Source organism: Desulfotomaculum sp., assembly GCF_982386235.1.
Map to the genome: position 1 here is coordinate 53,956 of NZ_CEVWQM010000020.1, position 21,050 is coordinate 75,005.

Consider the following 21,050-nt stretch of genomic DNA (forward strand, 5'->3'; position numbering starts at 1 on the left):
CTTTTTCTAATAGTCTCTTTTATTTTGTGGCAAAATAGGAGAAACGTGATTATGGAGGCCCAAAGTGACTAAATTAACCTATGATGATATTTTTAAAGACCTTGTCAAATCAGCCTATGATGGTGACTTGGAGCAAGAGGTTGAAAGACTAAAGAAAGATGGCCATAGCCATGTTAATGACTTTATTCATTACGCCACGGGCGGGGGAGATCCCGATAAAGTTGTATTTAAGATAAAGGACTGTGACCTTGATTGCGGTTGCAATGATCAGGGGTGTCAGGTTTCCTGCTTGATGGGTGCTATTGAACGTGATGCGAAAGGAAACGTAGTCATCAGAAGTAGTGACTGCAATGACTGCGGCCACTGTGTGAACCTTTGTGAGCATAACTGTTTGGTGGATAAAAAAGAATTTATCCCTCTGATAGAGGTATTAAAAAATCGCAATATTCCAGTATATGCCATTATTGCACCCGCGTTTATAGGGCAATTTGGCCCCGAGGTTACACCGGGTAAAATGAGAGCAGCTTTAAAAAAGTTGGGTTTTTACGGTATGGTGGAAGTGGCCCTTTTTGCTGATATACTTACCTTTCGAGAAGCTTTAGAATTTGATGCCCATGTACGCAAAGAAGGTGACTTTGTTCTTACCAGTATGTGTTGCCCCATGTGGGTCTCCATGGTCAAAAAGGTATATAAACAATTAGCACCCCATATAACTCCCTCCGTGTCACCCATGGTGGCCTGCGGCAGGGGGGTTAAAAAATTGCACCCGGACGCGAAGGTAGTTTTTATCGGTCCTTGTATAGCTAAAAAGGCCGAGGCAAAGGAACCAGACGTAAAGGATGCAGTGGATGTAGTCATTACATTTAAGGAGCTAAAACAGATTTTTGAGGCAGTGGGTATTAACCCTGCGGAGGTGGAAGCAGATGAAAAGGAACATTCCTCCACAGGTGGCAGGATCTATGCCCGTACCGGCGGTGTAAGTGAGGCTGTTGCTGCTGCTTTGAAGAGGATAAGACCGGATAAACCGATCCAAATAAAAGCTGTACAAGCCCACGGCGTTAAAGAATGCCGTAAAATGCTGCAAGAGGCCCTGGAAGGAAAAACATCGGCAAACTTTTATGAAGGAATGGGTTGTTTCGGTGGTTGTGTCGGAGGTCCCCATGTATTAATAGACCCGGCCCAGGGAACAAACCTGGTGAATGGGTACGGCGACGAGGCCATAAGCCTCACACCGGCAGATAATAAATATGTGCTGGCTTTGTTAAAAAGCCTTGGTTTTGATGAAATAGAGGATTTGTTTGATGAAGAAAAGGCCAAGATGTTCAGTCGGAGCTTAAATCTTTAGAGGAACTGTAGGGAGCGGTCTTGACCGTTCTGTTCACGCAACGCCGGCAACAGCGGAAGGATTAAATGTAAGGGAACGACACGGGGTCGCTCCCTTACATTTTTTAGGCTATTTATTGTTTCTGGTCCATCAAGTAAAGAAGAATTTTGGTAAATTGTAAACTAACTAATTCGCTAACCGGTACGCCGGTTTCTTCTGAACGTTTTTCAATTACGTGTATTTGATTGCGTAAAAATTCATAGATAATATACTCTGCCACATCTTCTGGGGTTGAACCTTTCTTTGAGGCGTACTCTTCTAACATCTTTATTGTTTCTTCCGACAGGTTAAGCTCTAATTCTTTGTTTTGTTCCATTGCTGCACCCTCCATTGACATTAATTGTTTATCATTAGATTTATTCTATATACAAGTCCCGGTCCCTGCCGGCAAAATAATTTTTTCACAAGGATTTACTTGGATTGAGTCGAATTATCTTTAGTAAGATAGTAGGAGGGGAGTTCAGATTATGACTTACAGCTATAAACAGGAACTATTGGAACAGTTAGAAAACGGCTCATTACCTGAAATTGATCCATCAAATCGTTTCACCTTTGAGTGTAAAAACCAGTGTATGGGCAGATGCTGCAATTCAATAACGATTCTGTTAGACCCTTGGGATGTTGAAATTATGGCTAGACACCTGGGTATGTCAGGACAGAAATTTTTGGCGCAGTACTGCAAATATGAGTTTAATAACCAATTAAAATGGCCCTATGTCAGATTGAAACATGCTGAAGATGGACCCTGTATTTTTATGTTGGAGGATGGGAGATGTGAGATATACCCAGTACGTTCTCGCAATTGCAGAACCTATCCTATTGGCAGAGCGGTGCGGTTTGAGCAGGATGGGACCAAATCAGAACGCATCTTTGTTGTGGAAAAAATGGGTTTTTGCCTGGGACACAAATCGGAAAAGACTTGGACAGTTGAAGAGTGGTTTGCAGATGCCCAGTGTGAGAAGTTTTATGAATTATCCGATCTGTATTTAGAGGTTATCCATTATGCCACAACTCAACTAAACAGCCAGGCATGGAGCAATGAAAATATAGCTAGAATGATGTTGCCCCTACTGTATGGTCCAGATGTACTGAGGGGAAAGTTGGGGATATCCGAGGAAGAAGTGAGCCACGAGGATTTTTACCGCCGCAGAATGAAAGCATTGAAAGTTATATTAACAGATATTGCCGCAGGTTTTGGCTTTGGTCCGAATGCTGGTGAGGTTTTTTCAGGCAGCCTAATGGAACGAATGAAGGAAGTTCTGGTTACCGGATAGTATAGAAGGGAGTGTCGCATAACTACTTTGTAGTAAGAGACACTCCCCTTTTGATTAAGAATTGCTAAATACTTTTTGTGTTTCCTCCATTGAAATAAAGTCCAGGAAGGTTTGTACGATGGAGGACAAAGGCTTCTCCTTATTAACAATAACAGAGAAATTGCGGAAGATATTGACATTTGCGATGCGGCAAGTTTTTACAGTTTTCAATTGAATTTCTTTAGTAACCGCTAAGCCGGATAAAATAGTAGCACCCAGTCCAGCCTCCACTGCACCGATAACGGCTTGGGTATTACCAAGTTCCATCACCATGTTTAGGTTGCCGGGGTCTAATCCCGCCTCCTTCAAGGTAGCCTCCATGACCACCCGAGTACCGGAGCCTTCTTCCCTTAACACAAAGGGAAGGGCAGCCACTTCTTTTAAAGTAAGGTTCTTTTTCACCGTTAGCGGGTGATTAACGGGGAGAACTACTAAAAGTTCGTCTTTCATAAAAGGCTTAGAAATGATATTCTCGTTGGTTGCAGGACCTTCTATAAGCCCCAAATCCAATTTGTTTGACAAAATGTGTTCAACGATGTGTTGCGTGTTGTTAACTTCTAGGTGTATAGTTACTTCTGGGTAATCATGACTAAACATACCCATAATTTTTGGCAAAACATTTTCTGCAATGGTATGACTGGCTCCGAGGGTTAAATTACCACTTAGTTCCCCAACCAGATCATTTATATGTTGTTCTGAGTGCTCAACCAGATCTAGTATTTGATTGATGTATTTAAGCAATACTTCCCCAAATCGAGTTATTTTTAGTTTTTTATTCGATCGGTCAAATAATTTTGCACCGTAATGCTGCTCTAATAGATAAATATTATGATTGATGGTAGGTTGGGATAAATCCAGTATTTTACTGGCTTTGGTTATGTTTAATGTCTCAGCAAGGGTTTTAAAAACCCTAAAATGGGACAAGTTCATGGTATCACCTTCACTCTTTGCCTAATAGGCATAATATCTCCTAATTATATTCGGTCTATCAGAGAAATGTCTGCCAGGTTGCTGACAAAATTAAACTTGGCTTTTTTGATTCAAAGGAGTAGATTTTTATGGATTTTTTAGTAAATAAAGAAGTTCAAGAGTACATTCGTTCCCTTTTACCAAAGAAAGATAAAATATTTTACGAAATGGAAAAAGAAGCCGAAGAGAAAATAGTTCCTATTGTTGAGCCTGAGATGGCTCAACTTTTATACTGGCTGGCATTAACAAAGAAAAGTAAAAAAGTACTGGAGGTAGGAACGGCAATTGGCTATTCGACCCTTTGGCTGGCAAAGGCAGTGTTACCTCTAGGCGGTAAAATAACGACCTTGGAGATAAATGGGCCAAGGGCGGAGAGGGCTTGTCATTATTTTAAGAAAGCTGGGGTGGACAAGCAGATTGAATTGGTATTTGGGGATGCCCGTGAGATTCTTTTTACGCTTAAAGATTCCTATGATTTTATTTTTTTAGATGCAGCCAAGGGTAAATATGTAGAGTTTTTGGATAAGTGTGTGGAACTATTGGAACCAGGCGGCTTACTGGTGGCAGAAGATATATTTATGAGGGGTATGGTAATCTCCGGGGAAATTGATAAAAGGAGGAATAAAACAGCCGTTTCACGCCTGAGGACTTTTCTGGAATTGGTCACAGAGCACGATCAATTGGAGACCATTATCTTGCCGGTGGGGGATGGCGTGGCCATTAGTGCAAAAGTTCACAAACCCAGCGAATAAGTTCGTATAGGAAAGGTGAGCATATCCATGGTATAATTAACCTAGTTTTAGACATGAAACAACAAAATATTGAAATTTACGCAGTTAATGATTATTGCTTACTAATTTAAGTTGTTCTATAATACTATTGATTTGTCGAAAAAAGTAGAAACAAGGGTTTTTGTATCTTTTCTCATCATTATCAGCTAAATAGTTAGGAAAGATACTAAAAAATTAATTTATTTCAAGGAGGTATGTTCACTTGTTGCTAACGGTATTTGTTTATGTCTCTATTTTGGCATTCATTGGTTTATCCTTGTACAAGGCTTACCAGTTTGCCAAAATGCCCATGCATGGTCGCTGGGAACTGTATCCGGTCCCAAAGGAACCAGGTGAAAAGGGCCATTATGGTGGTTCTTACTACGAAGATGTTGAGTACTGGAACAAACCCAGGGAAGTATCTCATAGCGGCGAAATAATAGACATGTTAAAAGAAATGCTATTTATTAAAAACTTGTTTGTTAACCAAAAGCGTCAATGGTGGCTTTCTTACGCATTGCATCTAGGTATTTATCTGTTAGGTTTATGGACAATCCTTTTAGCAGTTGGCGCAATCATGGATCTATCGGGCATGCCTATTACCACTGCTGAGGGCGTTAGTGCCAATGCATTTGCTGCCTTTATTTATTATCTTACCTTTGCGGCTGGTGCGGCTGGTGCTCTCTTATTGGCCTTTGGTTCCGTTAGCTTGTTTTTAAAGAGAATTGTTAATAATACTTTTGCTAAGTACACCACACCTCAGGAATATTTTAATTTATTATTTCTCTTTGCTGTTGTAGCTTCTGGTTTGGTCGTTTGGATAGGTGACCCTAGCTTTAATTATGGCCGGGAGATATTTAAGGCAATGTTTACCTTCTCTGCCATTGAGGCAAACACGGCACTAACCATTCATATTCTTTTATTGGGTGCTGTAATGATCTATATCCCCCAAACCAAAATGAGTCACTATGTAGGCAAATATTTTGCTTTCCACAAGGTTCTCTGGGATAATGAACCAAACATCAGAAATTCCCAAATGGAAAGTGTAATTAAAGAAGCCATTAGCTACAAACCCAACGCCTCCTGGTCCGCACCTCATATCAATCCTGCGGCACAGCAGGACAAGAAGTAGTTAAAAACATACTAAGATAGGAGGTATACTAAAAAATGGGCGATATTAGACCCCAAGATATGGGTAAACAAACTGGTCAGTTAGCTAAAATAGAAAATTTAATGCCCCTACCAGCACCCTATGATAAGCCAGGTATGGAACCTCAATTTAAAGAGATTAAGGATAGTTGGAAAGAAGATTATTGCACCACCCTGGACGGCTTTGTGGGTAATGAGGCCTTAGTTAGACCTAAGACCAAGGAAGAAGAAGAGGCATTGGTTAAAGGCTTCTTGAATGGTTTGGAAAAGCTATTTTCTGATGAAACCAACAGAAACTATCTACAGCCATTTCTTCTCTCCTATGAGTATTGTGCTAAATGCAATACTTGCTCAGAGGCCTGTCACGTGTTTAAGGCCAGTGGTGAGCAAGAAGTTTACAGACCCATTTTCCGTTCTGAAGTTTTTCGTAAAATTGCTAAGAAACACTTCAACGGCAGCAGCTTCTGGAGTAAATTTAACGGTGGGGATATTGACATTAATGCTGAGACGATACTCCGTCTTGGTGAATTGGCCTACCGTTGCAACCTTTGTCGTCGCTGTGCCCAGACCTGTCCATTGGGCTTAGATAACGGCTTGTTGGCCAGGGAAATTCGTAAAGTTTTCAGTATGGAACTGGGAATTGCCCCTAAACCCTTACATGAAAAAGGCTCCATGCTGCAACTAAAAACAGGTTCCAGTACAGGTATCACCAGGGAAGCTTTCCTGGATATGATTGAATTCTTGGAAGAAGACCTTTATGAAAGAACCGGTAAACAGTATAAAATTCCTGTGGACAAAAAGGGTGCGGATATCCTTTTAACCCACAATGCCGGTGAATATATGGCTTGGCCCGAAAACCCAGCTGCCTTTGTTATACTTTTTGAAGAAGCCGGTCTGGATTGGACCCTTAGCAGTGAGATGATCGGCTACGATAACGTAAACTACGGTCTTTTCTATGATGATGCCCAGTCAAGAAAAATTGGTCTGGCCCAAGTAAAGGCAGGTAAAGATCTGGGTGTACGCAGAATCGTTGTTGGCGAATGTGGACATGCCCACAAAGCTGCCATGGTTTCCATTGACAGAGCGATGGTGGGTGCTGATAACATCCCCAGAGAGAGTTTTTTACCCCTGCTTCAAGATATCGTCAAGAAAGGTGTTTATAAGCTCGATCCCGCTCGCAACGATTTTCCAGTAACCATGCACGATCCCTGTAACGTTTCCCGGATGATGGGAATCGTTCAGCCCCAGCGCGATATTATCAATGCTGTATGTCCGCAATTTAGGGAAATGTATCCCCACGGTGCTAAGAACTTCTGCTGTGGTGGGGGCAGTGGTTTTGCCATCATGAAATCCTTTAATTTCCCTGAGTTTAGAAACAAAGTTTCCAGTCGTATGAAATTTAAGCAGATCCTTGAGGCCTTCCAAGGTGTCATGGAAGATGACGCACCCAAGTATATATGTGCACCTTGTTCCAACTGTAAAGGTGCCATTCGTGACATCCTGGAGTATTACCAAGCCACTGCCAAATTCAACGTCCATTATGGTGGTCTAGTGGAATTGGTTGTTAATGCCATGGTTCAATTTGACAGACCATTCTTAGAGTTTTTGGACGAAGAAGAATGGATTGCTAAACACGTTAAAAAATAAACATTCTTTTAAGGCAATCTGCCCTTAGGGTGGGTTGCCTTTTTATTGCAATAAATTTTGAGGATATTCCATCAAGGAAGCCATCTCATGGGCGAGCATTAACAGGCTTTGGGCGTATTCCATCAATGGTGCGGTCATTGGCTGGTCTAAACAGCTCATTAAGTAAGGCAGGGCAAATAAATAGGTGTCCGCCAATCGAATTGTTAACATACTAGCTGCAATTATCTGACCTTCATTAATTGACCCAATTATTAAGTTGGTTAAATCTTGTATAGCTGAAAAGTATCGCTTATGTTCTACAGGTGCTACTGCCAGTAAATTCGTTCTTGGTGTTAATGACTCAAAGGTTTTCATAAAGTTCAGCAGGTAGTCATAGAAAGACATTTCTCCCAGTGCAGTATAACGAATTTCCGCAGAGGCCCTGGACCCATATAGATCCATCGCAGCACTGATACAGTAATAAGCAGTACGATTATCCTTTGGATCTAAAACTTTCATACCTTGGGCTTGTTCCAAACTTGATTGGATTTTTTGATCGGCTTCTTGAATGAGTTCGGTTAACGGGTCATTACTATTACAGGAAGTACAGGATTGTCCCAAGCTGGAACGAGCTGCTTCCAGATCAATAGCCCGTTTAATTTCTGCCGGGGAATTAAGAAATTCTGAAATATGCTTGTGAATATTGTTGAAATAGTTGTAAAATTGTTTTATGTATAAAAGCTCACAGCCATAATAGACAGAGCTAATAAATTTGTTCATTGAGGCTGGCAGCAGGTGATGCTTAGGAATTTCAAGGGTAATCTGCTGCATGGTGCGCCAATGCGTATTTTTTACCTCCAAGATACCTTGGATATAATCCTGTAATAACAACCAAGAAGAAGTCCCATCTTTTATGTTAATGTTCACTAAAATGACAGGTTTATCAGCTTCATCCATATACCACTTTAAAGCATCTGTGGTCATGTTTAAACTTTGGGAAGGGTCATGAGAAATTATTAGGGAAAAATGTACTCCTTTTGGGGTATGACGGTCTAATATTTCAATATCATAGTCCCAGTAGTGATGGTCACTTTTGGTGATAACCCAGGAAATAGGAAAGGCATTGAACAGAACCTCGTGGAGTTTTGACGTACTTTTCATTTTTGAGGAGGGAGATGAATGATCGATCATTTCTAGACAATTAACTGAATTAAACATGCCTTAACCTCCTTAACCCTAGGTGAATCATTTTTGCGTGGTAAAGACTATGTATTCTTTTCGCTATTAATATATTAATAGTAACACGCCATGGTATTAATTTCAATATTATATTATTGTGAAAATAATTAAATATTGATTAATTTTGACTCTTCTTATCCTCCTAAAGTAATATCCTGGTTTTGGTACCAACTTAAGGCATCCAAAAAATGTTTAGCTTGAAAATCAGGCCATAGATCCTCAACCACATAGAAATCAGCGTAAATTGATTGGACAGGTAAAAAACCGCTTAATCTTCTCCTGCCTCCCCAACGAATAATCAAATCGATTCTTGAAATATCCTTAGAGGCGATCTCTTCATGCAGCAAGCATGTCTCTTTTGCTTTATTTGTCATGGCATGACTTAAATCCCACTTCCAGCCATAATTCACTAAAAAATTAATTTTTATCCTATCCCCGCCAAAGGTTTTGCGAGTGGTATAGGGCAATAATTCCTCAGGAAATTGTGGTGACTCATGGTTGCCAATCACCAATAAAGAAGCATCACGGTTCGCTAAAATATTCACCGCATCCACACAAGCCTTTTGAAAAGCTCGCTTTTGAATGGCAGGACGTTTGGTATTATCCACAGTAAAACCGTAGAATGTAACCTCCGGAATACCTAATTCAAGGCATAATTCATATAAGGCAAAACCTGGGTCAATACCACGGTTGTAGCCGGATTCCTTCGATAAGCCTTGATTCACAGCCCACCTTCTGTTCCCGTCAGGAATTATACCAATATGTTTAGGAAGACGTTTGAATTTTGGAATCATATTACACCTCTTAAATATTTGCCAATATTATTTCTAGGTTAATATGGATAATTTTTTGCTATTCTATGCAAAAAAATAAATAATCGTAGTGACAATTTTTTAACTAATATTTTGATAAATATGACAAAAAGTGGTTGACTTTTTTGTTTAAAAGGAATATTTATAATTTAACTACATAAAATCATGTGGGGTAACTTCAAAACGAAAGGGTGATTTTAGATCAAAACAACTAACTAAGTATAAAGTTTAAGGAGGGATAGCATGATTCATACCGACACAAATGCATCTGTCAGCGGGAAGGTGCCAATGTCGAAAAATGAAGACTGGTGGGCAGTCTGGTTGGGTTTGTTTATCTTTGCCCTAGGTTTAGGACCGATTTTTGGAGCTGACCTATTAGGCTGGGGAGTAAAATTTTCTACCTGGACAGATTTGTCAAAATCCTTTGCTCCCATGTCAAAGGTCTATAAAGAAACAATGTCTGGTCCAACATCACTCTTCCTTACCTATCTGTTTATGTTGGTATTAACCACCATCGGCGCTAAGGTAATGGGTGCCAATGTTAAAAGGTTTATAATTGGTTTTACGACCATATTTGTCATTACTATGCTTTGTATGGTCATCGGACAAAATGCTTACATTGCCGCTACCCCTGACAAACAAGAAAGTTTAGGTATTGGTTGGTCTCTGGGTTTAGGGGAAATGGGTTTTATTATTGCCATGTTAGTTGGTCTGGTCATTGGCAACTTCTTCCCAAGTACGGCCAGGTATTTAGAGGAAGCAGCCAAGCCTGAATGGTTTATTAAGACTGGTATTGTTATTTTAGGTGCAGCCATTGGGGTTAAAACCCTGGGTGCCCTGGGCTTAGCCAGTACAGTAATTGTACGGGGTCTCTGTGCCGTGGTTGAAGCCTATTTAATTTACTGGCCCGTAGTATATTTTATCTCTAGAAAATACTTTAAATTTACTCCTGAATGGGCGGCACCCCTTGCTTCGGGGATATCCATTTGTGGTGTATCTGCTGCCATAGCCACTGGTGGAGCCATCCGTTCTCGTCCCATCGTGCCTGTTATTTTATCCGCGGTTATTATCGTTTTTGTGGCCATTGAAATGTTAGTTTTACCTTGGTTTGGTCAAACCTTTTTATACGAAGAACCGATGGTTGCCGGTGCCTGGATGGGCTTAGCCGTTAAAAGTGACGGCGGTGCGGTGGCCAGTGGAGCTATTACCGACTCGTTGATTCGGGCAAAGGCTTTAAAAGAAACAGGGGTCAATTACGAAGAGGGCTGGATGCTCATGGCGGCCACGACGACGAAGGTGTTTATTGATGTCTTTATCGGTGTATGGGCCTTTATTTTAGCCATTATCTGGTCTGTCTTTAAACTTAATGAGAAGGGACAGGGATCATCCGTTACCAAAGGCAAGGTGTCTGCGGCTGAAATATGGGATCGCTTCCCCAAATTCGTCATTGGTTTTGTCTTTACATTTATTCTTCTATTAATCTGGGGTTACAATGATCCAAATATTATGGATGGAGCTAAGACTGGTACAGATCAAGCCAATGGCTTTCGAACTCTGTTCTTTGCCCTATGCTTTTTCTCCATTGGTTTAATTACCAATGTACGCAAACTCTGGGATGCCGGTATGGGACGTATTGTGGCGGTATATACCGTATGCCTATTTGGCTTTATTCTTTGGGTAGGATTAGTCATCTCCTGGATTTTCTACCACGGTATTATGCCACCGATTATTGGAGGTTAAATAGCCGGGAGATAAAAGGGAGGTATTTTATATATGTCGGAAGTTAAAATCAGGGATGTTAAACAGCCTACAGTTACTACACAACAACTGGATTACGAGGATGAATGGTTTGAACTGCAACCCATTGAGAAAAAACTAATATCTTACTCACTGCTCCTTGGTCTGGGTTTACTGGTTGTTTTCATCTTTATATTCAAACCATTTCACTAAAAAAATTAAAAACCGTTGCATTTGCAGCGGTTTTTAATTTTCCTACAAAATACATATTGAAATGATTGTAAAATAGTGGTACCTTGTCAAAAAACGAAGATAATATAAGTTTAATATTTCGTGGTAAAAAAAGGAAATGATGGGGTTACATCGTATATTGTATATAAAGTACAAAACCATAACAAAAGGTGGGACAAAAATGAATACTTTTCCAGGGGAAATTAATTTGTATTTGTTTCATGAAGGGTCCCACACAAGGGCCTATGAAATATTTGGTGCCCATGTTATGCAACAGGATGGCAGGGAAGGAGTCCGGTTTGCCCTTTGGGCTCCCCATGCAGTTGAAGTTCGGATTGTGGGTGATTTTAATAATTGGCAGGGGCATCAGCATAGAATGCATAGGGCAAAGGATCATCAAGTTTGGGTTCTTTTTGTGCCTGGACTACAAGTAAATGCTATCTATAAATATGAAATATTTACTGGACAGGGGGGAGTATTATTAAAATCCGATCCCTATGCCTTTTATTCGGAAATGAGACCAGACACGGCATCCCGGGTAATTAACCTGACTGGGTATCAGTGGCAAGATGCAGCCTATCAAGAAGGCAAGACGAAGGAAGCCTTATATGAAAGGCCTATCAATATCTATGAGGTACATTTGGGTTCTTGGCGGCGGCAGGGTCATGATTTTTTGGACTATCGGACACTAGCTGATCAATTAATTGATTACGTATGTGCAATGGGCTATACCCATATAGAGCTTTTACCGATCATGGAGTATCCCTTGGACGCTTCCTGGGGCTATCAACTCACCGGGTTTTACTCAATTACCAGTCGTTATGGTACACCCCATGATTTTATGTATTTTGTAGATCAATGCCATCAGAGGGGCATCGGGGTTATTTTAGACTGGGTACCGGCCCACTTTTGTAAAGACTGTCACGGTCTGGGGCGATTTGATGGGTTACCCCTGTATGAATCAGATAACGATTTACAAGCAGAAAACCAGCAGTGGGGAACCCTGAATTTTGATTATGCCAAGCCTGAAATCCAAAGTTTCTTAATTTCCAGTGCTTTATTTTGGTTGGATGTTTATCATATTGACGGTCTTAGGGTGGACGCCGTTGCTTATATGCTTTATTTAGATTATGGCAAGCAACAGGGGCAATGGTTGGTAAATAGATTTGGCGGCAAAGAAAATTTAGAGGCAATTTCCTTTATGAAAAAATTAAATGAGTTTGTATTTGAGTATCACCCTAACGCCCTGATGATTGCGGAGGAATCTACGACTTGGCCACTGGTAACCAGCCCTACCTTTTTAGGCGGGTTGGGTTATAACTACAAGTGGAATATGGGCTGGATGAACGACATCCTTCGCTATATGCAGATGGACCCCATTCATAGAAAATGGCATCACAACCTACTTACCTTTTCTTTTATGTATACCTTTTCAGAAAACTATATTTTACCCTTATCCCACGACGAGGTTGTACATGGAAAAAAATCTTTACTCAATCGTATGCCCGGTGATTATTGGCAAAAATTTGCCAACCTAAGACTTCTTTTTGGCTATATGATGGCTCATCCAGGTAAAAAGCTTCTCTTTATGGGGGGGGAATTTGCACAGTTTATTGAATGGGATGAAAATAAAAGTCTGGATTGGCACTTGCTGGATTTTGATCTGCATAAAAAAATGCATCATTATGTCAAGACCTTAAACCATTTTTACAAGACAGAAAAGGCCCTCTGGCAGCTGGATCATCATGAAAATGGTTTTCAATGGATTGATCCCCATGATTACAGCCAAAGTGTTATTACCTTTATGAGGCTGGGTAAAAACCCAGGGGAATTTCTAATTATAGTTTGCAATTTTACACCCGTTGTTCGGGAAGGTTATCGGATTGGCGTACCCTATCTGGGTGAATACACGGAAGTGTTTAACAGTGATGAGGTTTGTTTTGGCGGTTCGGGACAAATAAATGGTATTTTATTGGCTGAGGATGTGCCTTGGCACAATCAAGCATTTTCCCTGTCAATTAAGGTACCTCCCTTAGCAGTCGTTTACTTAAAGACTCTGTTAATTAATGCTGAATAAGTGTCTTGGGAACGGTTTTGACCGTTCCGTAGCTTAATATAGAAGCTGTTTAAAGAAGGAGGGGTTAATATGCAAAGAAAAGAGTGTGTGGCTATGCTGTTGGCTGGAGGACAAGGCAGTCGACTGGGGGTGTTAACCAAGAAACTAGCAAAACCAGCTGTTCCCTTTGGGGGTCGCTATAGGATTATTGATTTTACCCTGAGCAATTGCAATAACTCTGGTTTTGATACCGTTGGCGTATTAACCCAGTACCAACCACTGGCTTTGAACACCTATATTGGTATTGGCAGTCACTGGGACTTGGACCGGAAAAACGGGGGTGTTACTGTACTGCCGCCCTTTGTCAAGGAAATGGGGGGAGAATGGTACAAAGGTACTGCTAACGCTATCTATCAAAATATTGAATATGTAGATCGCTACAATCCTAAATATTTATTAGTACTATCCGGTGATCACATCTATAAAATGGATTATTCTTTAATGTTGGATTTTCATAAAGAAAAGCAAGCAGATGCCACCATTGCTGTGATAGAAGTACCCTGGCAGGAAGCCAGCGGCTTTGGCATTATGAATACAGCTAAGGATGCTAGAATTATTGAATTTGAGGAGAAACCTACCGTACCTAAAAGTAACCTGGCATCGATGGGTGTTTATATATTTAACTGGGGTATTTTAAAGGGATATCTGGAAAAGGATGAAAATAACCCCCGTTCCAGTAATGATTTTGGTAAAAATATTATTCCAATGATGCTTCAAGCTGGCCAAAGAATGTTTGCCTATCCCTTTAAAGGATATTGGCGGGATGTAGGAACCATCGAAAGCCTGTGGCAAGCTAACATGGATTTGTTATCAGAAAGCCCCTTATTAAACCTCAATGACCAAGAATGGAGAATTTATTCGGTTACCCCCCATCACCCACCCCAATATATTGCTGCCAGTGCTGATGTTAATTGTTCATTGATTAACGAGGGATGCATGGTTTACGGCAGTGTTTATAACAGTATATTGTTTCCAGGTGTTTATCTCGGAAAGGGATCTACCATTAGGGACTCAGTCATTATGCCCAATGTAAGAATTGGTGAAAATGTGACAATTGAAAAGGCCATCGTTGGAGTTGACACCCAAATAGAAGATCAATGCAAGATTGGCTGTCTGGATGAATTCTGCCAAAAGTGCAATGAGTTATGCTCAAAGATTACGGTGGTGGAAGGAAATATCGTGGTTTCAGGTGGTCAGGCATTAAAGAAAAGCTGCAAGTTTGATTGCAAAGTAGGATAGCCGGAGGTGATGGCGTGAAGGATGTTATGGGAATTATTAATTTAATGGAAAATGAAGATTACCTTAAGGAACTTAGTTATCACCGTCCAGTGGCGGCAGTACCCTTTGGCGGGCGTTACAGGATGATTGACTTTGTCCTTTCCAATATGGTGAATTCAGGTATTCGTAATGTAGGAATTCTTGTTCAACATCAATATCGTGCCCTAATGGATCATCTGGGGAGAGGAAAAGAATGGGATTTAGATCGTAAAAGAGACGGTTTGTTTTTTTTACCACCGAGTCAATACAATAATCAGGGCATTTACCATTGGGATCTGCGCCACTTTTACAATCATCTGGATTATATTAATTATAGCCGTCATAAGTATGTACTGATTTCGGGTGTCAATGTGCTTTGCAATATTAATTACCAAGAAGCCTTTAAATTTCATCAGGCCATGCAGGCGGATATCACTATAATTTACAAAGATATAGAGAACCAGTCAATAAATCTAACGCAAAGCCATTTTGTGGATACCGTAGAGGACGGAAGAATTATTGGCATTGAAATCTCTCCGGCCAAAACAACCAGCAATAAAATGTCCATGGAAATGTTCATTATGAAGAAAAGCTTGTTGGTAGATTTAATTAACAGCTGTCATTCTCGGGGAGAATGTGACATGGTTAGGGATGGCTTCATCAAAAATCTTCATCGGTTAAGGGTTTTTGGTTTTCCCTATCAAGGTTATTTAGCCACCATTAACAGTGTGCCAAGTTATTATAAACACAGTATGGATCTACTGAAGCCAGAAATATGGCGAAAACTCTTTTATGACCAGGGGAAAATCTTTACCAAAACGAAGGATGGGCCACCTACCAAATACAATGAAGGAGCAAAGGTTAGCAATGCCCTGGTAGCAAATGATTGTATTATTAATGGCATTGTAGAAAACAGTGTTGTTTTTAGAGGTGTCAAGGTTGGCAAGGGTGCTCATATCAAGGATAGCATTATTATGCAAAAGTGTGAAATCCAGGAGAATGCAACCGTTGAACATGTGATAGCAGATAAGGGAGTCATTATTACAAAGGACAAACACCTGAAGGGTGAAGAACATTATCCCTTAGTAATTAAGAAGAGAACAGTAATTTAGTTTTCAGCATTAGCTATTAGCCGTTAGCGTTTACTAATGGCTAATAGCTAATGGCTATCAGCGAAAAGTTACGGTAGATCTTTATGAAAAAAGGGTGGAAAGCCTATGAAAGTTTTATTTGTAGCCTCCGAAGGAGTTCCCTTTGTAAAAACCGGTGGCTTGGCTGATGTTATTGGTTCCTTACCCAGGGAATTGATCAAACAAGGGGTTGATGCAAGGGTTATCCTGCCGAAGTATGGTGATATACCGATTTCCTTTAGGGAAAAAATGACCTACTTGAACCATTTTCAGGTTCCTTTAAGTTGGCGGAATTTATATTGCGGGATAGAAAGATTAGAATACGATGGTGTTACCTTTTATTTTATAGATAACGAATTTTATTTTAAAAGACAGGGTCTATATGGTTTTATGGATGAAGCCGAACGCTTTGCCTTTTTCTCCCGGGCAGTATTGGCAGCACTGCCCCGGTTGGCCTTTCTGCCTGATATTATTCACTGCCATGATTGGCATACCGGAATGATCAGCGTCTTTCTTCGGTCCCAGTATCAGAATGATCCCTTCTACACAGACATTAAGACCGCCTTTACCATTCATAATTTACAGTATCAGGGTGTCTTTCCCGGTTCTATATTAGGCGATGTGTTAGGTTTAGGACGGGAACATTTCGGTTTGGATGGCATAGAATTCCACGGACAGGTTAGCTTTATGAAGGGTGGGGTGAACTATTCAGACCTCATAACCACCGTCAGTGCAACCTATGCAGAGGAAATTCAAAGGCCTGAATATGGTGAACGGTTGGATGGGCTTTTTAGGCACAAGAAAAAAAATCTTCACGGTATTTTAAATGGTATTGATGTCGAATATTATAATGCCGCTAATGATTCATGTATTTGCAAAAAATTTTCTTATGAATCAATCGATGATAAACAAGATAACAAAGAAAACTTGCAAAGAATAGTAGGCTTACCGATACGTCGTGACATTCCGGTATTGGCTATGGTTTCCAGGCTGGTCAGTCAAAAGGGTATGCAGCTTATTAAAGATATATTGGAAGATATGTTAGCAATGGATATTCAACTGGTAGTATTGGGAACCGGTGATCGGTATTATGAGGATATGTTCCGGGATGCAGCCTGGAGATTTCCTGACAAAGTATCAGCCAATATCCTGTTCGGCAACACCTTGGCTCACCAAATTTATGCCGGTTCGGATATTTATCTCATGCCTTCGGTATTTGAACCCTGTGGTTTAAGCCAATTGATTGCCTTACGCTATGGTTCCATTCCCCTTGTTAGGGAAACCGGTGGTCTGATCGATAGCATAAAACCCTATAATGAATATACTGGAGAGGGCAATGGTTTTAGTTTTACCCATCTGAATGGGCATGATTTTCTTTATACCTTAAAGAGAGCCATTGGTTTTTACTATCAAAAGGATATTTGGTCTAAAATTACCACGAATGCGATGCAATGTGATTTTAGCTGGTATAAATCGGCCCAAAAGTATCAAGACTTGTATAAGAAGTTAATGTATAAGCAGCAAATAGGGGGATAATGCCAATGACGGATTGGATTTATCATCATTCCCATGAGGTTTTCTACCGCAGCCCCTTTGGGGCTGTTCCTTGTGCAGAAAAAATAACCCTGGCTTTAACCTTAGAAGCCGGAGAGGTGGAAGCCGTATTTTTGCGCCTTTGGAAGTATGGCCGTGAAGAAGAAAAAATAGCCATGCAGCCCCAGGAGAATCAGGGTGATAGAAGGGTTTTTCGGGTTCAAATTAGTGCGCCCCCTCGCCAGGGGCTATTATGGTATTACTTTATTATTGTTAAAAATTCCAAGGTCTATTACTATGGCAACAATTCTCAACAATTGGGTGGGGTGGGAAAAATATATGACCATGAACCACCGTCCTACCAAATTACAGTCCATAAAAGGGATTTGCTAACTCCCCATTGGTTTAAAGATGCAGTCATGTACCAAATATTTGTAGATAGGTTTTTTAATGGACATGAAACGGGGCAAATCTTAAATCCCAAAAAACACTGTATGATCTATCCCGAGTGGAGTGCCACACCCAGGTATGGGAAGGATACGGTTACCGGAAAAACAGTTTGTTTTGATTTTTTTGGCGGTAATTTGTTGGGTGTTATCAAAAAATTACCCTACTTAAAGGAACTGGGCATTGGTGTAATCTATTTAAACCCTATTTTTGAGGCAGCCAGCAGCCATAAATATGACACAGGGGATTACAAGAAAATTGATCCCATGTTTGGTAATGATAAAATTTTTCAGGAATTGTGCAGTAAGGCAGAGCAAATGGGTATTTCCATTATTTTAGATGGGGTTTTCAGTCACACGGGTAGTGATAGCCGATATTTTAATAAAGAAGGTCATTATCCAACCCTGGGGGCTTATCAGTCTAAGGAGTCACCCTATTATGCCTGGTATCGGTTTACCAATTTCCCCGACCAATATGATTGCTGGTGGGGCGTTGATACACTGCCCAATGTCAATGAGCTAAACCCCTCTTATCAAGAGTTTATCATTACCGGAGAAGATAGTGTGATCAAGCATTGGCTAAGGATGGGGGCCAAGGGTTGGCGCTTGGATGTGGTGGATGAACTACCGCCGGAATTTGTTAAGAAAATACGAGCAGCCATGAAAAATACCAACCCAGATGCAGTGTTAATAGGCGAGGTATGGGAAGATGCTTCCCATAAAATAAGTTACAGTGAGATCCGTGAATATCTACTGGGTGAAGAATTGGACTCCGTTATGAATTATCCCTTTCGCAGCATCTGGTTAGATTTTTTATTGGGGAGAGCCGATGCTTTTGGTACGCATAATCGATTGATGAGCCTGTATGAAAATTATCCCCTGCAACACTTTTACTCGACGATGAATTTAATAGGTACCCATGATGTTTCCCGGGCACTAACACTCCTTAGTGATGCGCCTCCGGAAGAATCACTTTCCCGGGAAGACCAAGAAAAACTAAACTTATCGAAGGAGCAATTAAAGCTTGGCCTAGCCAGGTTAAGATTACTTGCTTTACTGCAAATGACCTTTCCCGGTGTTCCCTGTATTTATTATGGGGATGAAGTGGGGATGGTTGGTTATCGGGACCCATTAAACAGAGGAACCTATCCCTGGGGCCACGAAAACACGGAATTATTAGCCTGGTATAAGAAACTAATCAATTTAAGGAACAACTATCAAGCTTTACGAACGGGTCTCTGGCAGCCAATATACAGCCAGGGGCAAGTTTATGGTTATCTAAGGGTAACCGAAAAGGGAAAAGATGTTTTTAACAGACCGGCGTCAAATAATGTGTTTTTAGTTTTAGTTAACGCCAATAGGGACATTCCTGTAAGTGTTGCACTGGATTTAAAAAAGTGGTGCAGCGGATCAATGATTGACTTGTTACAGGATAACCAGGTATATCATTTGCGAGATGGATTCGTGCATTTTACACTGCAGCCACTACAAGGCGTTTTATTGGCAAACAACAGTCTTTAAAAAACTCAACAGAATGACCAAGACCATTCAAGAATGAAATCAACAATAAGCATTAACAGAGCCGAAAGGAAAGGTCTAAAACAGGAGATGCATATGACAACTAGAACAAGCGGTGTCCTGCTACATCTAACCTCTTTGCCATCTAAATATGGAATAGGCGATCTAGGAAAGGAAGCCCACGAATTTGTGGACTTTTTGTCCAGAAGCAAGCAAAAACTTTGGCAGGTACTGCCCCTCAATCCAGTTGGCTTCGGTGAGTCACCCTTCCAAAGTTATTCCGCCTTTGCGGGAAATCCCTTACTAATTAGCATCGATCTTCTGCTGGGGGAGCAGTTATTAAGTAAGCAGGATATTGCCAACATACCTTATTTTAATCCGGAACGGGTAGAATTTGAACAGGTACGCCCATACAAGGAAGGGCTGCTTAGAAAAGCCTTTGCCAATTTTCAAAAGAAGTTACCGAAGGATTTTATGAATTTCTGTACGGAGAACAAATGGCTGGCAGACTATGCTTTGTTTATGGCCTTAAAGGGACATTTTAACGGTCTGCCCTGGAATCGCTGGGAAAAATCAATTACCCTAAGGGAAACAAAGTCCCTGAATTTTTATCGGAGTTTCCTAAAGGAAGAAATAGAATACCACTATTTCCTGCAATACGCTTTATCGAATCAGTGGCTGCAATTAAAAAAATATGCCAACCATTACGGTATCAAAATTATTGGCGATTTACCAATTTTTGTTTCTTATGATAGCAGTGATGCCTGGGCCAACCCAAAGCTATTTGAGTTGGATGCCACCGGCAATCCAACCAAGGTATCCGGCGTACCGCCGGATTACTTCAGTACCACAGGACAACTTTGGGGGAACCCCCATTATCGCTGGTCAGAAATGGCAAAGGATGATTACCAATGGTGGCGTGATCGGTTCACCCACCTGCTCAGAATGGTAGATATTATTCGCATTGACCATTTTAGGGGCTTTGAAGCCTACTGGGAGATACCGGCTGGTGAAGAAACCGCAGTCAATGGAAAATGGGTCAAGGGACCTGGGGAGCAGTTTTTTAACACAATTACCAAGTACTTGGGAGAAATACCTGTTATTGCTGAGGATCTAGGTATTATTACACAGGAAGTGGTGGAGTTAAAGGAAAAATTTAATTTTCCGGGTATGAAAATACTACACTTTAATTTACACAGTAATGAAAAAGAAGATTTTTTACCGGACCAATACGAAGAAAATTCGGTGGTTTATACGGGAACCCATGATAATGATACAACCTTGGGTTGGTACAACAAACGATTGCCTGATGATCTTGATTTCTTACAGGAATACCTAAACTGGGACCCCCAGGAAGAAAGCATCTGCTGGAGGCTGATTGACTTAGCCTTTCATTGCAAGTCTAATTATGCCATTATTCCCCTCCAAGATATCCTTTGCCTCGACAGCGAGGCCAGAATGAATTACCCCGGAACAGTTGGCGGCACCAACTGGGCCTGGCGCTTTCACCGGGGCTCCATCACCCAGGAGATTGAGACCAGGCTGAGGACGATTACCGAGGATAGTGGCAGAGTATAGTAAAATCCCCAATAATAGGTCAAATTCTTCTTTGTTAGATAATACCGCAACAAAATGTTATGATTAAAAATATCAAAACAGCCCCTAAAATGATGAATGGAAAAGGGCGTGTCGCAAAACGTTTAAATGAAAACGTATGGCGACACGCCCTTTTTTATTTGTGACATAAAAATTATTACATCTACGAAGGCGAATTTTACCATTTAGGCCCCGGTTTGGGCACAACAAAACAAGGGAAGAGA

16 protein-coding genes and 1 pseudogene are annotated in these 21,050 nt (G+C 40.8%); 13 read left to right on the top strand and 4 right to left on the bottom strand.

Annotation, left to right across the window (positions count from 1 at the left end; translation table 11 throughout):
* Positions 1 to 64 precede the first annotated feature (64 nt).
* Positions 65 to 1,345 (top strand): [Fe-Fe] hydrogenase large subunit C-terminal domain-containing protein, encoded by a 1,281-nt coding sequence (locus AC1U9Z_RS12585; protein WP_333529273.1) that lies wholly within the window; start codon positions 65 to 67, stop codon positions 1,343 to 1,345.
* Positions 1,346 to 1,457: 112 nt separating this feature from the next.
* On the opposite strand, the gene AC1U9Z_RS12590 is transcribed toward AC1U9Z_RS12585, so the two are convergent.
* Complete coding sequence (locus tag AC1U9Z_RS12590) at positions 1,458 to 1,700, bottom strand: hypothetical protein (RefSeq protein ID WP_333529274.1); 243 nt, start codon at positions 1,698 to 1,700, stop codon at positions 1,458 to 1,460.
* Positions 1,701 to 1,851: 151 nt separating this feature from the next.
* Between AC1U9Z_RS12590 and AC1U9Z_RS12595 the strand changes: the two genes are divergently transcribed.
* The gene (locus tag AC1U9Z_RS12595) at positions 1,852 to 2,658 is read left to right on the top strand and encodes a YkgJ family cysteine cluster protein (protein WP_333529275.1); all 807 of its coding nucleotides are present in this window, start codon (positions 1,852 to 1,854) and stop codon (positions 2,656 to 2,658) included.
* A 54-nt stretch (positions 2,659 to 2,712) separates the two neighbouring features.
* Here the strand turns inward: AC1U9Z_RS12595 and AC1U9Z_RS12600 are convergent, their stop codons facing one another.
* Positions 2,713 to 3,627, bottom strand: a complete 915-nt coding sequence (locus AC1U9Z_RS12600; RefSeq protein WP_333529276.1) for a LysR family transcriptional regulator — start codon at positions 3,625 to 3,627, stop codon at positions 2,713 to 2,715.
* 128 nt (positions 3,628 to 3,755) lie between these two features.
* Between AC1U9Z_RS12600 and AC1U9Z_RS12605 the strand changes: the two genes are divergently transcribed.
* From AC1U9Z_RS12605 to AC1U9Z_RS12615, 3 genes are all read left to right on the top strand, one after another.
* A complete protein-coding gene (locus tag AC1U9Z_RS12605; RefSeq protein WP_333529277.1) occupies positions 3,756 to 4,418 on the top strand; it encodes an O-methyltransferase in 663 nt (220 codons plus the stop codon).
* Positions 4,419 to 4,659: 241 nt separating this feature from the next.
* Complete coding sequence (locus tag AC1U9Z_RS12610; RefSeq protein WP_333529278.1) at positions 4,660 to 5,568, top strand: respiratory nitrate reductase subunit gamma; 909 nt, start codon at positions 4,660 to 4,662, stop codon at positions 5,566 to 5,568.
* 35 nt (positions 5,569 to 5,603) lie between these two features.
* Positions 5,604 to 7,232 carry a (Fe-S)-binding protein gene (locus tag AC1U9Z_RS12615; RefSeq protein WP_333529279.1) on the top strand — a complete coding sequence of 543 codons (1,629 nt, stop codon included), beginning with the start codon at positions 5,604 to 5,606 and terminating at the stop codon, positions 7,230 to 7,232.
* A 42-nt stretch (positions 7,233 to 7,274) separates the two neighbouring features.
* On the opposite strand, the gene AC1U9Z_RS12620 is transcribed toward AC1U9Z_RS12615, so the two are convergent.
* Entirely contained in the window at positions 7,275 to 8,429 is a 1,155-nt protein-coding gene (locus AC1U9Z_RS12620; RefSeq protein WP_333529280.1) for a hypothetical protein, read from the bottom strand.
* A gap of 155 nt (positions 8,430 to 8,584) precedes the next feature.
* Positions 8,585 to 9,244: an undecaprenyl diphosphate synthase family protein gene (locus AC1U9Z_RS12625; protein ID WP_333529281.1), complete on the bottom strand. Its 660-nt coding sequence runs from the start codon at positions 9,242 to 9,244 to the stop codon at positions 8,585 to 8,587.
* A 261-nt stretch (positions 9,245 to 9,505) separates the two neighbouring features.
* Here AC1U9Z_RS12625 and AC1U9Z_RS12630 point away from each other — a divergent pair, with 261 nt between their 5' ends.
* The 8 genes and pseudogenes from AC1U9Z_RS12630 to malQ form a co-directional block, all read left to right on the top strand.
* Positions 9,506 to 11,002: a putative sulfate exporter family transporter gene (locus AC1U9Z_RS12630; RefSeq protein ID WP_333531646.1), complete on the top strand. Its 1,497-nt coding sequence runs from the start codon at positions 9,506 to 9,508 to the stop codon at positions 11,000 to 11,002.
* A 33-nt stretch (positions 11,003 to 11,035) separates the two neighbouring features.
* Positions 11,036 to 11,212: a hypothetical protein gene (locus AC1U9Z_RS12635; RefSeq protein ID WP_333531648.1), complete on the top strand. Its 177-nt coding sequence runs from the start codon at positions 11,036 to 11,038 to the stop codon at positions 11,210 to 11,212.
* Between the two features lie 199 nt (positions 11,213 to 11,411).
* The gene (glgB, locus tag AC1U9Z_RS12640) at positions 11,412 to 13,307 is read left to right on the top strand and encodes a 1,4-alpha-glucan branching protein GlgB (RefSeq protein ID WP_333531649.1); all 1,896 of its coding nucleotides are present in this window, start codon (positions 11,412 to 11,414) and stop codon (positions 13,305 to 13,307) included.
* Positions 13,308 to 13,376: 69 nt separating this feature from the next.
* Positions 13,377 to 14,585: a glucose-1-phosphate adenylyltransferase gene (locus tag AC1U9Z_RS12645; RefSeq protein ID WP_442886073.1), complete on the top strand. Its 1,209-nt coding sequence runs from the start codon at positions 13,377 to 13,379 to the stop codon at positions 14,583 to 14,585.
* 14 nt (positions 14,586 to 14,599) lie between these two features.
* Positions 14,600 to 15,715, top strand: coding sequence for a glucose-1-phosphate adenylyltransferase subunit GlgD (glgD, locus tag AC1U9Z_RS12650; protein ID WP_333531650.1), 1,116 nt, complete (start codon positions 14,600 to 14,602; stop codon positions 15,713 to 15,715).
* A 105-nt stretch (positions 15,716 to 15,820) separates the two neighbouring features.
* A complete protein-coding gene (glgA, locus tag AC1U9Z_RS12655) occupies positions 15,821 to 17,269 on the top strand; it encodes a glycogen synthase GlgA (RefSeq protein WP_479957596.1) in 1,449 nt (482 codons plus the stop codon).
* A gap of 5 nt (positions 17,270 to 17,274) precedes the next feature.
* Positions 17,275 to 19,233 carry a glycoside hydrolase family 13 protein gene (locus AC1U9Z_RS12660; RefSeq protein WP_479957598.1) on the top strand — a complete coding sequence of 653 codons (1,959 nt, stop codon included), beginning with the start codon at positions 17,275 to 17,277 and terminating at the stop codon, positions 19,231 to 19,233.
* 30 nt (positions 19,234 to 19,263) lie between these two features.
* Positions 19,264 to 20,808: pseudogene (gene malQ, locus AC1U9Z_RS12665) on the top strand (4-alpha-glucanotransferase); the annotation flags it as partial.
* Positions 20,809 to 21,050: the final 242 nt, after the last annotated feature.

Excerpts from the sequence above, each read along its gene's own strand:
- glgA (WP_479957596.1), top strand. The coding sequence starts at position 15,821 with ATGAAAGTTTTATTTGTAGCCTCCGAAGGAGTTCCCTTTGTAAAAACC.
- AC1U9Z_RS12615 (WP_333529279.1), top strand. The coding sequence starts at position 5,604 with ATGGGCGATATTAGACCCCAAGATATGGGTAAACAAACTGGTCAGTTA.
- AC1U9Z_RS12620 (WP_333529280.1), bottom strand. The coding sequence starts at position 8,429 with ATGTTTAATTCAGTTAATTGTCTAGAAATGATCGATCATTCATCTCCC.
- AC1U9Z_RS12600 (WP_333529276.1), bottom strand. The coding sequence starts at position 3,627 with ATGAACTTGTCCCATTTTAGGGTTTTTAAAACCCTTGCTGAGACATTA.
- AC1U9Z_RS12605 (WP_333529277.1), top strand. The coding sequence starts at position 3,756 with ATGGATTTTTTAGTAAATAAAGAAGTTCAAGAGTACATTCGTTCCCTT.
- glgB (WP_333531649.1), top strand. The coding sequence starts at position 11,412 with ATGAATACTTTTCCAGGGGAAATTAATTTGTATTTGTTTCATGAAGGG.
- AC1U9Z_RS12635 (WP_333531648.1), top strand. The coding sequence starts at position 11,036 with ATGTCGGAAGTTAAAATCAGGGATGTTAAACAGCCTACAGTTACTACA.
- AC1U9Z_RS12590 (WP_333529274.1), bottom strand. The coding sequence starts at position 1,700 with ATGGAACAAAACAAAGAATTAGAGCTTAACCTGTCGGAAGAAACAATA.
- AC1U9Z_RS12645 (WP_442886073.1), top strand. The coding sequence starts at position 13,377 with ATGCAAAGAAAAGAGTGTGTGGCTATGCTGTTGGCTGGAGGACAAGGC.
- AC1U9Z_RS12630 (WP_333531646.1), top strand. The coding sequence starts at position 9,506 with ATGATTCATACCGACACAAATGCATCTGTCAGCGGGAAGGTGCCAATG.
- AC1U9Z_RS12595 (WP_333529275.1), top strand. The coding sequence starts at position 1,852 with ATGACTTACAGCTATAAACAGGAACTATTGGAACAGTTAGAAAACGGC.
- AC1U9Z_RS12660 (WP_479957598.1), top strand. The coding sequence starts at position 17,275 with ATGACGGATTGGATTTATCATCATTCCCATGAGGTTTTCTACCGCAGC.
- AC1U9Z_RS12625 (WP_333529281.1), bottom strand. The coding sequence starts at position 9,244 with ATGATTCCAAAATTCAAACGTCTTCCTAAACATATTGGTATAATTCCT.